The 13,337-nt window shown below is 74.7% G+C and carries 13 protein-coding genes; 3 read left to right on the top strand and 10 right to left on the bottom strand.

Annotation, left to right across the window (positions count from 1 at the left end):
• Position 1: 1 nt before the first annotated feature.
• The 8 genes from QF034_RS40220 to QF034_RS40185 form a co-directional block, all read right to left on the bottom strand.
• Entirely contained in the window at positions 2–1,279 is a 1,278-nt protein-coding gene (locus QF034_RS40220) for a glycosyltransferase (RefSeq protein ID WP_307179584.1), read from the bottom strand.
• Positions 1,276–2,241: a glycosyltransferase gene (locus QF034_RS40215; RefSeq protein ID WP_307179583.1), complete on the bottom strand. Its 966-nt coding sequence runs from the start codon at positions 2,239–2,241 to the stop codon at positions 1,276–1,278. Before QF034_RS40215 ends, QF034_RS40220 begins: the two co-directional genes overlap by 4 nt.
• Positions 2,238–3,311 carry a glycosyltransferase family 9 protein gene (locus QF034_RS40210; protein ID WP_307179582.1) on the bottom strand — a complete coding sequence of 358 codons (1,074 nt, stop codon included), beginning with the start codon at positions 3,309–3,311 and terminating at the stop codon, positions 2,238–2,240. The genes QF034_RS40215 and QF034_RS40210 overlap by 4 nt, the downstream gene beginning before the upstream one ends.
• Positions 3,308–4,030, bottom strand: coding sequence for a D-glycero-alpha-D-manno-heptose-1,7-bisphosphate 7-phosphatase (locus QF034_RS40205; RefSeq protein ID WP_307179581.1), 723 nt, complete (start codon positions 4,028–4,030; stop codon positions 3,308–3,310). Before QF034_RS40205 ends, QF034_RS40210 begins: the two co-directional genes overlap by 4 nt.
• Positions 4,027–5,100 (bottom strand): glycosyltransferase family 2 protein, encoded by a 1,074-nt coding sequence (locus tag QF034_RS40200; RefSeq protein ID WP_307179580.1) that lies wholly within the window; start codon positions 5,098–5,100, stop codon positions 4,027–4,029. Before QF034_RS40200 ends, QF034_RS40205 begins: the two co-directional genes overlap by 4 nt.
• A complete protein-coding gene (locus QF034_RS40195) occupies positions 5,097–6,761 on the bottom strand; it encodes a carbamoyltransferase family protein (protein WP_307179579.1) in 1,665 nt (554 codons plus the stop codon). The genes QF034_RS40200 and QF034_RS40195 overlap by 4 nt, the downstream gene beginning before the upstream one ends.
• Before the next feature lie 66 nt (positions 6,762–6,827).
• Positions 6,828–7,793 (bottom strand): NAD-dependent epimerase/dehydratase family protein, encoded by a 966-nt coding sequence (locus tag QF034_RS40190; RefSeq protein ID WP_307179578.1) that lies wholly within the window; start codon positions 7,791–7,793, stop codon positions 6,828–6,830.
• A 565-nt stretch (positions 7,794–8,358) separates the two neighbouring features.
• On the bottom strand, positions 8,359–8,886 hold the full coding sequence (locus QF034_RS40185) for a hypothetical protein (protein WP_307179577.1): 528 nt from the start codon (positions 8,884–8,886) through the stop codon (positions 8,359–8,361).
• A 281-nt stretch (positions 8,887–9,167) separates the two neighbouring features.
• On the opposite strand from QF034_RS40185, the gene QF034_RS40180 reads away from it, so the two are divergent.
• Positions 9,168–9,701, top strand: a complete 534-nt coding sequence (locus tag QF034_RS40180; RefSeq protein ID WP_307179576.1) for a hypothetical protein — start codon at positions 9,168–9,170, stop codon at positions 9,699–9,701.
• Between the two features lie 27 nt (positions 9,702–9,728).
• Here the strand turns inward: QF034_RS40180 and QF034_RS40175 are convergent, their stop codons facing one another.
• A complete protein-coding gene (locus QF034_RS40175; RefSeq protein ID WP_307179575.1) occupies positions 9,729–10,052 on the bottom strand; it encodes a hypothetical protein in 324 nt (107 codons plus the stop codon).
• A 225-nt stretch (positions 10,053–10,277) separates the two neighbouring features.
• On the opposite strand from QF034_RS40175, the gene QF034_RS40170 reads away from it, so the two are divergent.
• Together QF034_RS40170 and QF034_RS40165 are read left to right on the top strand one after the other, a co-directional pair.
• Positions 10,278–10,733 (top strand): hypothetical protein, encoded by a 456-nt coding sequence (locus QF034_RS40170; protein WP_307179574.1) that lies wholly within the window; start codon positions 10,278–10,280, stop codon positions 10,731–10,733.
• A 71-nt stretch (positions 10,734–10,804) separates the two neighbouring features.
• Positions 10,805–11,659, top strand: coding sequence for a fructosamine kinase family protein (locus QF034_RS40165; RefSeq protein WP_307179573.1), 855 nt, complete (start codon positions 10,805–10,807; stop codon positions 11,657–11,659).
• Positions 11,660–11,663: 4 nt separating this feature from the next.
• Here the strand turns inward: QF034_RS40165 and QF034_RS40160 are convergent, their stop codons facing one another.
• Complete coding sequence (locus tag QF034_RS40160) at positions 11,664–13,322, bottom strand: catalase (protein ID WP_307179572.1); 1,659 nt, start codon at positions 13,320–13,322, stop codon at positions 11,664–11,666.
• Positions 13,323–13,337: the final 15 nt, after the last annotated feature.

The raw sequence follows: 13,337 nt of genomic DNA, 5'->3' as shown, positions 1-13,337 counted from the left end.
TTCAGCCGGCGTCCGTCGCGGCGGGTTCGGCGTCGAGGACCTCGCAGTAGACGGCCTCGGTGGCCGCGGCGACCTGCCCCCAGCCGTAGCGGCTCAGGACCCGGCGGCGGCCGGCCGCCCCGCACGCCGCGCGGGCCGCCGGGTCGGCGAGCAGACCGGCGACGGCGCGGGCCAGGGCCTGCGGGTCGCGGGGCGGCACCAGGCGTCCGGTGCCCGGGTCGGCGACGGTGTCGAGCTGCCCGCCGACCGCGCTGGCGACGACGGGCACGCCGCACGCCATGGCCTCCAGCGGCACGATGCCGAAGGGCTCGTAGTCGGCGGGGCACACCACGACGTCGGCGGAGCGCAGCAGCGGCGGCACCTCCTCGCTGGGCACGGCGCCGGTGAAGCGGACCCGGTCGGCGACGCCGACGTCCCGGGCGATGCCGCGCAGCCGGCGCACCTCCGGGTCGTCGTCGAGCCGGTCCGCGGGCGGCCCGCCGACCACGACGAGCTCGGTGCCGGGCAGCAGGGCCAGGGCGGCGACGGCCACCGCGGCGCCCTTGCGCGGCACCAGCCGGCCCAGCTGGAGCAGCCGGTGCGGGTACGGTCCGCGCGGCGCGGCCGGGCCCTTCGGGGTGAACCGGTCGGGGTCGACGCCGCACGGCACGATGCCGATCTTGTGCGGGGGTAGGCCCATGCGGGTCAGTTCGGCGGCCTCGTCCCGGCAGGTGGCGACGACGCGGTCGCAGCCCCGCCCGATCTCGACCTCGCCGGGGATCCGCTCGGGCGGGCTGGTGTCGGCGAGCCGCTGGTGCCGTCGCTTCACGGTGCCGAGGGCGTGGTACGTGTGCAGCAGGGGCAGCCCGTGGGCGCGGGCCGCGTGCAGCGCGGCCAGGCCCGACATCCAGTAGTGCGAGTGCACGAGGTCGGGCGCCCGGGTGCGCCAGCAGCGTGCCAGGTAGCGGCCGAACTCGCCCATGTACGGCAGGAGTTCGTCCTTGGGGAGCGGCTCGGCCGGTCCGGCGGGGACGTGGTGCACCTCGACGCCGTCGCGCAGCTCCACCCGGCTGGGCAGGTCGGGCGCGTCACGGCGGGTGTAGACGGTGACGCGGTGGCCCCGCTCGGCGAGCGCCCCGGCGAGGCAGGCGACGTGGACGTTCTGGCCGCCGGCGTCGACCCCGCCGAGCGCGGCGAGCGGACTCGCGTGCTCCGAGACGAGCGCGATCGCGAGGACGCCCGGGTCGAGGGGGTCGCCGCCGAGCGGTCCGGTGGGGAAGGGGCTGAGGGACGGGGTCATGAGCACACCTCCGTGATCAGGCGCTCCCAGTCGGCCAGGAAGCGCTTGAGCCCGTAGCGTTCGAGGGCCGCCTGCCGGGCCCGGGCTCCGTCCGCGGCCGCGGCCTCGGGTTCGTGGAGGTAGCGGCGGGCGGCGCGGGCCAGGACGTCGGGGCGGGTGGAGAGGGTGCCGGCGCCGCGCGGGACGGCCTCGACGGCTCCGGTGGTGGCGAGGGCCAGGACGGGCAGGCCGAGGTGCATCGCCTCCAGCAGGGACAGGCCGAGGGAGGTCCAGCGCACCGGGTGCAGGTACATGCGGCGTTCGGCCAGCGCCGTGTGCAGCTCGCTCTGCGGCAGGTCGGCGGTGCGGCACCGGTCGGGTGGCAGGGCGAGGTGGCCGGCCAGGCCCTCGGTGCCCATGCCGAACACGTCGAGCGGCACCGCCTCGGCCAGGGCGGGCAGCAGGTCCGTGCCGGTGTACCGGGCGCGTCGCACGGGTTCGTTGACGACGACGGCGGCACGGGCGAGCCGGCCGGTGTAGCGGTGGCCGGGGTCGACGATGCCGTGTTCGACGACCTCGGTGCGGGTGCTGCCGCAGTCCCAGAACAGCCGGTTGAAGTGCGTGACGTGCACGATCGTCAGATCGTCGCGGTCGGCGCACGGATGCCGGGTGTCCGGTACGCCGCCGTCGGGCGCGTTGTGCTCCAGGTACAGCGCGGGCACGTCCCGGCCGGGGCGGCGTCCGCCGAGCCACCGCTCGGCCAGTTCGAGCTCGTGCGGGCGTTGCAGGAGGACCAGGTCGACGGGCGTGTCGCGGAGTTCCCCGGGGGTGGCCTCGCGGACCGAGGCGGGCCAGGAGAAGGTGCGGGCCCGCCCCAGGCCGTCCGGGTCGCGGCCCGGGGTGACGGGGACGACGTAGGTGTGCGGGCCCTGGACGAACGCGGTCGTCCAGGAGCCGTGCACGTGCCACAGCAGGATGTTCATACGGCCGCTCCTCGCTCCGTCTGTTCTCCCTGGTCCGCCGGGTCGTCCGTGAGGGCCGCCACGGCGGCGAGCACCTCGGCGTCGCCGATGCCGTCCAGGCAGGGGTGGCCCGGCACGGGGCAGCGCCGGGCCCGGGTGTCCGCGCACGCGGCATGCCGGTCGCCGAGCAGGACGTGCGGTACGCCGTAGGGGGCCCACCGTTCGGCCGGCACGACCGGTGCGAAGAGGCTGACGACGGGTGTCCCGACGGCGGCGGCGAGATGGGCGGGGCCGGTGTTCCCGGCCACCACGGCCCGCGCCCCGGCGAGGACTCCGGCCAGGTGCGGCAGGTCGGTGGCGCCGCCGAGGTCCAGCGCATACCGCCCGGCGACGCGGGCGGTCAGCTCGCGTTCGGCGCGGCTGCCGGTGACGACGACCCGGTATCCCTCGGCGGACAGGGCGGCGACGGCCCGTGCCGCACGGCCGGGGGTCCAGGCCCGGGCGGGGACGGCGGCGCCGGGGTGGACGACGACGTACGGCTCGGGGCCGGTGAGGTGCGTGGTGGAGGGCGGCGGTGTGACGCGCAGCCCGCCGTCGTCGCCGGGCGGCAGGGCGTAGCCGGCGGCGCGTGCCAGGTCGAGGGCGGCCAGGGCCTCGTGGCGGTGCGGCGGTCTGCGGTGCCGCAGGTCGAGCAGTGCGCCGGGGTAGTCCTCGCAGTCGGCGGCAATCCAGCCGATCCCGGCGAGCCTCAGCAGCAGGGCGATCGGCAGCGGGCTCTGGTGGTACGACACGAGGACGAGCGCCCGGTCGAAGCGACCCGCCATGAGCGTGTCCATCAATCGCCGGGTGGCCGTCCGCGTGACCGGCGGGGGTTCCAGCCCGACCCAGGGGGCGTCGTAGATCAGCACGTCGTCCGCCCCGGGCAGCATCCGCCCCGCCGCGGCGCCCTGCGGCCCGCACAGCAGCGCGGTGCAGGAGGACCCGGCCGCGACGGCCCGCACCGCGGGCCCGGCCAGGAGCACGTCGCCGGCGCTGTCGAGGCGGACGACGAGGGTCCGGGGGCGGCGGCTGCGGGAACGGAAGGGGGTCATCGCGGCTCCCCGGTCGACAGGGCCGGGTGGCCGCGCGGTACCGCTGCCGGCGCGGCCCGGTGACGGCGCTGCTCGCCGTCCGGCCCGGCCGGGCTGCTCCGCCACTCTCCCGTCCCCGCAGCCGAGTCGAGGACCAGGCGGACCGCAGCGGGCAGGTCGGCTGCCGTCGCGTCGGCCTCCGTGATCTCCTCGGGCCGGGTGACTTCGGTGGGAACCAGGACCCCGCGGGCTCCCGCGGCCCGCGCCGCCTCCACGTCGGCCCCGATGTCGCCGATGACGACGGTGTGTCCGGGCGGGACACCGAGTCGGCGGCACGCGGCCAGGATCAGTCCGGGGGCGGGCTTGCGGCAGCCGCAGCCCTCCCCCGGCCCGTGCGGGCACACGGCCCAGACGGCGAACGGCCCGAGCAGCTCCTCCACCCGCAGGCGTACGTCCTCGACCTGGCGAGGGGTGAGCAGGCCGCGGGCCAGGCCCGACTGGTTGGTCACGACGCCGACGGGCACCCCGGCGGCGCGCACGGCGTCGACGGCCTCCCGCGCGCCGGGCATGAGCGCGACCCGCGCCGGGTCCCCGTTGTAGGGGACGTCGGCGACCAGTGTGCCGTCGCGGTCGAAGAGGACAGCGGCGGGGAGCGGGCCGCCCGGCTCGTGCGGGGGCTGCCGTACGCCGGTGGGCCCGGTCCGCCCGGAGAGCAGCCAAGGGCCGGTGGGGCGGGTCATGACCGCAGCCGTTCCCTGACCGCCGGGCGGGCCGCGGGCGCCGGCTCGCCGGTCCCGAGCGGGGTGAGAGGCCGGGCCCTACGGTGCGCGAGTCGCCCGCGCAACCAGTGCCAGGTCGCGGCCGGCGGGATGAGTGCGCTGGTCACGGCCATGGTGAGCACCTCGTCGCGGGTGCGCGGCCCGGGCAGGATCCGGGCCAGGGCGAACTCGGCCGTGCCGGCCAGCCACGCGGCGCCGCAGGCCCCGGCCGGTCGGTGTCGGCCGAGCAGGGCGCAGCCGAGCGCCGTCACCCCCGCCCCGGTCAGGGCGAGGTGCAGGGGCAGCCGGCCGCGGGGCGCCTGCGCCCGGCGCCACCAGTGCCGGCCGTGCAGCCGGGTCATCAGCACGTCGTCGGCGTTGCCGGCCTGGAGACGGACGGAGGTCCAGCGCCCGGCCGGCCGCACGGGGTGGGTGGTGGTACGCCGGCCCGTGGTGAGGGTCCAGCCGGCGTCGAGGACGCGCAGGGCGAGGTCGGCGTCCTCCCGGAAGGCACGCCGGAAGCGCTCGTCGAATCCGCCGACGGCGGTGAGCGCGGCCCGGCGGTACGCCATGTCGGCGGTGATCCAGCGGGCGCCGGCGAGTCCGGCCGTGTTGCGTTCCCAGTCGGTGGGGCGGCGGTCGGAGGGCAGCGGCACCTCGATCCGGGCGGTGATCCCGGCGGTCCGCTCCGTCGCCGCGGCCAGGTCGAGCGTCAGGTCGTCGCCCCAGGTGGGCCCGGGGACGACGTCGTCGTCGAGGAAGACGACCCAGGGCACGTCACCGGCCGCCCGCCAGCCGAGGTTGCGTGCGGCGGCGGGTCCGCGCGCCCCGCCGGGTACGACGATGGTGCGCGAGCGCAGGGACGGCGGGATGTCGGCGGTGAGGGGCGGGTGTGCCGGGCCGGGCCGGTCGTCGACGAGGACCAGCCGGACCGGCCCCGGTCCGCTCGCCTCGGCCAGGGCGTGCAGACACACGCGCAGGCTGGGCCGGGCGAGGGTCGGGACGACGACGGCGTACTCGGCGTCCCGGGTGCGGGCGTCGGGCTCGGTCATCGCAGGCCTCCGGCTTCCTCGGAACGGAACAGGTCGCCGCGGCGGACGGCGTACGGGCCGATGGCCAGCAGGTCGACGGGCGAGGAGCCGAAACACTCCAGGGCGTCGCGCGGGTCGTCGACCATGGGCCGGCCGGCCGTGTTGAGGCTGGTGTTGACCACGACGGGCAGGCCGGTGAGGTGCTCGAACTCGCCGAGCATGCGGGCCACCAGCGGTTCGCGGGCCGGGTCGACGGTCTGGATGCGGGCGGTGCCGTCGACGTGCACGACGGCGGGGATGCGGTCCCGCCAGGCCGGCGCGACGTCGTGCACGAACAGCATGTACGGGCTGGGCAGCGGGCCGTCGAAGATCTCGGCCGCGCGGTCGGCGAGGACCATCGGGGCGACGGGCCGGAACTGCTCGCGGCCCTTGACGTCGTTGAGCCGTTCCAGGTTGCCCGCGTGCCCGGGGTGGGCGAGCAGGGAACGGTGGCCGAGCGCCCGTGGGCCGTATTCGGAGCGGCCCTGGAACCAGGCGACGATCGCGTTGTCCGCCAGGGCGCGGGCGACGGTGGCGGCGATGTCCGGGGGCCGTTCGAAGGGGACGGCGGCCGTCTTCAGCCAGGCTCCGAGCTCCGCGTCGGACCAGTCCCGGCCGAGGTCGGCGCCGGGCATGGGCTCCGGTTCGTCGCCCGCGCCGGCGGACAGCAGCAGAGCGCCGCCCAGGGCGGTACCGGCGTCTCCGGCGGCGGGCTGCACCCACACCCGGGAGAAGGGGCCCTCGCGTGCGATGCGGGAGTTGGCGACGCAGTTGAGGGCGACGCCGCCGGCGAGCGTGAGCACCCGGTCGTGGGTACGGCCGTGCAGCCAGCGCACGAGGTCGAGCAGGGTCTCCTCCAGCACGGCCTGGGCGCTGGCGGCGACGTCGGCGTGCTCCTGCGTCCACGGCTCGTCGGACCTGCGCGGCGCGCACAGCTCCCGCCACGGCACGCCGGTGGCGTGGAAGCCGCCGTCACCGGTCGGATACACGTGGCGGCGCAGTTCGGTGAGCATGCGCGGGGTGCCGTGGGAGGCGAGGGCCATCACCTTGAACTCGTCGGAGGAGCGCAGGAAGCCGAGGTGTTCGGTGAGTTCCTCGTAGACGAGGCCGAGCGAGTGCGGCAGGTCCTGGGCGTGCAGCGCCTCCAGCCGGTCGCCGACGCGGCGTGCGGCCAGGTGGGAGGCGCGTTCGCCGCGGCCGTCGAGGACCAGGACGGAGGAGTCGCCGGCCTCCGGTGCGGCGAAGGCGCCGGAGGCGGCGTGGGCCATGTGGTGGGGCACGAAGCGGACGATGCCGGGGGCGAGGCCGGGCAGGGCCGTCCGCAGGAATCCGGGCGCCTCACGGGCGTAGATCAGCCGCAGGTGGTCCCACGGGTCGTCCAGGCCCATGTCCTCGGCGGGCCGGGCGAGTGCCGGGTCGAAGGAGTAGGTGACCGCGTCGAGGTCCTGCGGGCGCAGCCCGGCCCGCTTCAGGCACCAGGCGGCTGCCTTCTCGGGCAGCTCCCAGGCGGAGAACGGCAGGGGTCTCTTCCCGTGCTTGCGCCGGGAGAACCGCTCCTCCTCCGCGGCGGCGACGGTCCGCCCGTCGATGACCAGGGCGGCGGCGGGGTCGTGGAAGAGGGCGTTGATTCCGAGGATGCGCATGGGGGCGGCGGCCTTTCGGCGGGTGGGATGGGTCCGTCGTGGCGCGGGGCCCGGGGCGGGCCCGGGTCAGTCGTCCGTTCCGTCCTCGCGGAACCAGGCGAGGGTGCGCCGCAGCCCTTCCTCGGCGCGCACCTGCGGCTCCCAGCCGAGCTTGTCGCGGGCCAGCGTGATGTCCGGGCAGCGCACGGCCGGGTCGTCCACCGGGCGTTCGATGAAGCGGATCTCCGAGGAGGAGCCGGCGAGTTCGACGACCAGCCGGGCCAGGTCGAGCATGGTGATCTCGGTAGGGTTGCCGATGTTGACGGGGCCGCGCATGCCGTGGGCGGCCGCGGCGAGGATGCCGCGCACGGTGTCGTCGACGTAGCACAGCGACCGGGTCTGATGACCGTCGCCGGTCACGGTGAGGGGCTCGCCGGCGAGGGCCTGCCGTACGAAGGTCGGCACCGCGCGTCCGTCGTGGCCGCGCATCCGCGGGCCGTAGGTGTTGAACAGCCGCACGATGCAGGTGTCGGTGCCGTGGGTGTCGGCGTGGGCGGTGGTCAGCGCCTCGCCGAAGCGTTTGGCCTCGTCGTAGACGCTGCGCGGGCCGACCGGGTTGACGTTGCCCCAGTAGCGCTCGTCCTGGGGGTTCTGCTGCGGGTCGCCGTAGACCTCGGAGGTGGAGGCGAGGACGAAACGGGCGCGCGAGCGGTGCGCGAGTTCCAGGGCGTTGCGGGTGCCGAGGCTGCCCGTCTCCATGGTGTGCAGCGGCAGGCGCAGGTAGTCGGCGGGGGACGCCGGGGAGGCGAAGTGCAGGACCAGATCGGGCGTGCGCTTGATCCGCAGGCTCTCCGCGACGTTGGCCTGCACGAGCGTGAATCCGGGACGTTCGAGCAGCGGGGATATGTTCTCGGGCCGGCCGGTGCAGAAGTCGTCCACGCAGGTGACCGCCGCGCCCGCGTCCAGCAGGGCGGCGCACAGGTGGGAGCCGACGAATCCGGCGCCGCCCGTGACGACGGCGTGTTCCCAGCTCCGTGAGAGGGCGGTGGTCATCTCGGTCTCTCCTCCGTCAGCGGCGTCACGGCCCGGCACGACGGTGTACGCCTCGCGCCGCCCAAGGTGGCCGGAGGCCGTCGAGCCCACGCTCAGCGTCCGCCGCCGGTGCGAGCACGGCACGACCGCGTACGGCAAACCGGTGAGTCACGGAGGGTGAGGGGTTGGGGTCACCGGCTGTTGACGCAGGTCGAGGCAGCAGTAGGAGAGCTTGGACGAGCCTGCGAGGGGGCATACGGGGCAGGGCTCAGACCAACGGGCGAAACCCGCGGCGGGCCGAGGGGCCGGTTGCCGCCGCAGGCACACGGACCAGCACCGTCGGCGGGTGGACTGGCCGATGCCGCCCCGGACCAGCAGCCCGGCCAGGCCTGGGTCGGCAGACACGGCCATCGGGAGCCAGCGAGCCAACGCCCCGCAGACCGGGCGACGGGCCGCGCGGGCCGACCACCATGGTCACCCCGGAGCGGCGAGGCAACGTCGCCGCAGACCTGCAGACGCATACCACCGCGGACCGGGAGACCGCCGGGAGCCGGCGGCGCGGGGCCGTCAGGGGCGTGGCCCCGTGTCAGGCGATCAGTGTGCGGCCCGGGTGCAGGCGGGCGAGGAGTTGGGCCTGGTGGAGGTCGGCCACGGGGGCCAGCAGGTCGGGGTGGCGCAGGAGGGCGGCGGCGCGCTGGTCGCTGTCGTCGGGCGCGACGAGCCGGCGGAACTCGGCCGGTGTGCCGGTGCTGTGGCTGCCCTCGGCGAGCGCGGCCACCGCCAGGGCGGCCAGCTCCGGGTCGGTGAGCAGAGTGGCCGCCCAGCTCGCCACGACCTCGTCCACCCAGGTGCGCCAGGCGTGCGCGTCCACGTCGTCGCCGAGGGACGCGTCGGCGCCGGTGAGCCAGTCCAGCCGCGCGGAGCCCCCGGGGCCCGCCATGCCGACCAGCGCGGCGTCCATCTCCGTCGGGTACCTGAGCCACGCCGCGACCGTCACGGCCTGCCGGGCCTGCACCTCGCACAGCGCTGAGGCGAGCGCGCCGCCGGAGGCGGGGAAGGCGCGGGTCAGCCACTGGGCGGTCGCCGCTATGACAGGAGAGAGATCTGCTTGCACTGCCGGGCCGTCCGAGAGGGGTGGGAAGCGGAGGGATCTGCCCGTAGACGGTAGCCGCCGCTCCGCGCACCCGGACGTGATCGGGGCCTCGTCCAGGATGTGTCCTCGGCCACATCGAAAACGGGGCGAACGGGCAGGGCCGGTGATCCCGTTTCGCCGGGAGGGGCCCGGGCACCCGCCACGCATCAACTTCCGCAAGCCGGAAAGTCCGGCGAACCCCCTGTTCCGGCCGCCTTTTGGGCGGTGTCGGGGCAGGGCCGGAGCAGGACAGGAGCAGTGCCATGACGGAACAGCGAACGGATCCGCCGGGCGCCCAGCGTGCTCCCGCCACCGACATGTCGCTGCTGGGCGTCTACCTCAACGACCATCTCGCCGGCGCCACCGCCGGGACGGCGCGGATACGCCATCTGGTGCGCTCGTGCCGGGGTACGGCGCTCGCCGACGCCCTGGCCCCGGTCGCCGCCGAGATCGCCGAGGACCGGGCGAGCCTGCTCCACATCATGCGGCGGCTCGACGTCCCGGTGCGGCGCTACAAGGTCTACGCGGGCCGGGCGGCCGAGCAGGTGGGCCGGCTGAAGAGCAACGGCAGCCTGGTACGCCGGTCCCCGCTGAGCACGCTGTGGGAGCTGGAGGCGCTGGGTCTGGGGGTGGAGGGCAAGTCGGCCGGCTGGCAGACGCTCCGCGACCTGGCCGCCACCGACGCGCGCCTCGATCCGCGGCAGCTCGACGACCTCATCGAACGGGCCCGGCGGCAGCGCGCCACGCTGGCGGAACTGCGCCGCCGTCAGGTCCAGGTCGCCTTCCGCGAGACCTGACGGGCAGGTCCCGCCGCCGGACCCGATTCACCAGAACCTGCTGCTGAGGGCCGGCTGATGCGACAGTTCCACGGCGTCCCGCAGCCGCAGCGCGACGCTGATGGTGGCCCGCAGGGCGGAGGGCCGTACGCTCTGGGCCGTCTCGGTGGCCAGGACCAGCAGGCAGGCCGCCGCCTGCTCGACGACCGACGCGGGGAGGACGAAGTCGGTGTCGGCGGCCGCGCGGAACGCCTTCAGAGAGACCGCGGCCCCGTCGATGGACCGGTGCGCGGCCTGCTCCAGATGCTGTGCGGCCTGTTCGCACACGGGGGCGGGCAGGGCGATGGTGCGCTGGAACGGTGAACTCGTCATACCCCGACTGGTCCCCCGCCGGTGGCCCGTTCTGTCGGCGGGCGGCGCGATTTCACCGTCCCGCGTGACCGGGGGGTGGCGAATGTCCCGGAATCGAAACGGCCGCCGGGCGGGGCACAACGGCGGCCGGGAACGAGAGGTCTACACCTGCGATCGGCTTCCCGCGCGAACGGTCCGCCGCGGCGCGGGGAGCACGGAGAAGAGACCACAACGGGGGTATCCAGAATGTTCCGCAACGTTGCCCGCCCGACCCGCCGGCGCCTGTTCGCAGTCGGTTGTGTCGCCGCCCTGGGCATCGGCGCGGCGGCCGTTCCGGCCGCTGCCGCGTCCGCCGTCGACGCCGACGACCGGTACACCGCCCAGGAGATCCACATGTTCCTGGAGGACTTCTACGGGGAGCAGGGGCCCGGGGACTTCGCCCGCAAGTACGGCATCTCGCCGCAGCTGAAGGAGAAGGTCGCGGCCAGCCCAAAGTTCGACGTCCTGCTGTGCGCGCAGAACATCCCGGTGTCCATCGACGTCGGTGCGGTGACGACGGCCCAGTCGGCACGGGTCGGCTGGGCGACGGTGAGCACGTACTGGAACGGCGGGTCCGACAAGGCCGACTTCAGGGCGTACGTCGACCTCGACGCGACGCGCCCGATCCAGTTGCTGGACGTCGATTGCGGCTCCGAAGGCTGAGTTCCGGGCCCCTGCGGGTGCGGTCGTACTCTGGGTGTTCGATCAAGCTCGGACCCGAGGGAGGAGCGCGTATGACCGCCCCTGCGGATGTCGTGGCCCGGCTCACCGGGCGGGCGGTCACCGGGGAACGCCCCCTGTCCGGGGGCCTCGCCGAGGTCACGCTCGACGACGGGCGGGTGGTGATCGTCAAGCGCGCCGAGGATCCCGGGGCGGCGCGAGCCGAGGCGGCCGGACTGCGCTGGCTGGCCGGCGCCGGCACGGTGCGGGTACCGGCCGTGCACGGCCACGACGGGAAATGGCTGGTCATCGACCGGGTGACGCAGGGGCGGCCGAGCCGGGAAGCGGCGGTCCGCTTCGGCCGTGACCTGGCCGCCCTGCACGCCGCCGGGGCGCCCGCGTTCGGCGCGCCGCCGCCGGACGGGCCGGCGGACGCGTACATCGGGCTCGCCCCGATGCGCAACGAGCCCGGCACGGCCTGGCCGGGCTGGTACGCCGAGCATCGCGTGCTGCCGTATCTGCGCCGCGCGGTCGACCAGGGCACCGTCCGCCCCGGCGAGGCGACCGACGTGGAGCGGGTGTGCGAGCGGCTGCCGGAGCTGGTGGGGCCCGCCGAGCCGCCCGCGCGGCTGCACGGCGACCTGTGGAACGGCAACGTGCTGTGGGCGGCCGACGGGGACGTCCGGCTGATCGACCCGGCCGCGCACGGCGGGCACCGCGAGACCGATCTGGCGATGCTGCGTCTGTTCGGCTGCCCGCATCTGGACCAGGTGCTCGACGGCTACCAGGAGGAGGCTCCGCTCGCCGAGGGCTGGGCGGACCGCGTCGGCGTGCACCAGCTGTTCCCGCTGCTGGTGCACGCCGTGCTGTTCGGCCGGAGCTACGCGGAACAGGCCCTCGCGGTGGCCCGCAGCGCCCTGGCGGGGTGACCGGTCAGCGGGTCACGACGTGCCGTTCGTCCGGCACGCAGTGGGTCATGGTGAGGCCCTCGACGTCGCGCGGCGGGTTCTTGCCCAGGTTGGCCAGGCGTTCGCGGTCCTCGTCCGTGAGGTCCTGGCTCGCCAGCGGCTCCAGACCGGCGACGTCCTCCGGGCCGATGCCCAGCCCCTCGCCGACGCGCAGACCGAGGTCGTTCTCGACCAGCAGGAAGTGCCAGACCATGCGCTCCTGCACGGGCCGGTCGCACTGGGACAGCAGGTCGGTGAAGTTCTTCACCAGGTCGTCCCGCTCCCAGTCCTCCAGCAGCAGATAGCGCTGCCCGGCCTGCAGGTAGTCGTTGGTGCGGGGGATCCGCTTGCGGGTGAGCCGCCCCTCGATCACGGGTCCCTGCTCGTCGTGGGTCGGATAGCGGGCCTCGCGCAGGCCGCCGGTGATCGACGGCTCGTAGTTGACCTGCGGGTTCTCGCCGCCACCGTCCACGTGGTACGCCATCTGGCCGTCGCGCTGGTTGGTGCGCACGTCCGCGTTCTTGGCCTGGTTGACGGGCAGTTGCAAATAGTTCGGGCCGACCCGGTAGCGCTGGGTGTCGCTGTAGGAGAAGGTCCGGCCGACGAGCATCTTGTCGTCGGAGAAGTCCAGGCCGTCGACGAGGACGCCGGTGCCGAAGGAGATCTGCTCGTTCTCGGCGAAGAAGTCCTGCGGCATCCGGTCGAGCACCATCCGGCCCACCGGCTTCGGCGGGAAGTCCTGCTCGGGCCAGGTCTTGGTGTCGTCCAGCGGGTCGAAGTCGAGCTCGGGGTGGTCGTGGTCGTCCATCATCTGGACGAGCAGCTCCCACTCCGGGTGGTCGCCGCGGGCGACGGCCTCGTACAGGTCCTTGGTGGCGTGGCCGAGGGAGTCGGCCTGGACGTTGGCGGCGTCCTCCTCGGTCATGCTGCGCACGCCCTGCTTGGGCATCCAGTGGTACTTGACCAGCTTGGTGTCGCCGTCGGCGTTGACCCACTTGTACGTGTTGACGCCGAAGCCCTGCATATGGCGGTAGCCCGCGGGGATGCCGCGCGGGCTGAAGAGGTTGACCAGCATGTGCATCGCCTCGGGCGTCTGCGACATGAAGTCGAAGATGCGGCGGGGCTGCTGCTCGAAGGTCACCGGGTCCGGTTTGAGGGCGTGGATGACGTCCGGGAACTTGATGGCGTCACGGATGAAGAAGACGCCGAGGTTGTTGCCGACCAGGTCCCAGTTGCCGTCCTCCGTGTAGAACTTCACCGCGAAACCACGCGGGTCGCGGGCGGCCTCGGAGGAGTCGCGTCCGCCGATGACGGTGGAGAAGCGGACGGCCACGTCCGTGCGCTTGCCGCGTTCCTGGAAGAGTTTGGCCCGGGTGTAGCGGCTGATCGGCTCGTCGCCCCAGGTGCCGTAGGCCTCGAAGTGGCCGTAGGCGGTGACGCCGCGGGCGTGCACGACGCGCTCGGGGATGCGTTCCCGGTCGAAGTGGCTGATCTTCTCGAGGAACTGGTAGTTCTCCAGCGTGGCGGGGCCTCGGGCGCCGATGGTGCGCTGGTTCTGGTTGTCGTAGACCGGATGGCCCTGGCGGTTGGTGAGGACCTCGCGGTCGTCGCCCGGAGCGGGACCGGTACCGGATACGTCCGTCATATGCGTGGGCTCCTT

Origin of the sequence: Streptomyces africanus, assembly GCF_030816955.1 — a bacterium.
GTDB lineage: Bacteria > Actinomycetota > Actinomycetes > Streptomycetales > Streptomycetaceae > Streptomyces > Streptomyces africanus.
This window is presented reverse-complemented; position numbering and strand designations above follow the sequence as displayed.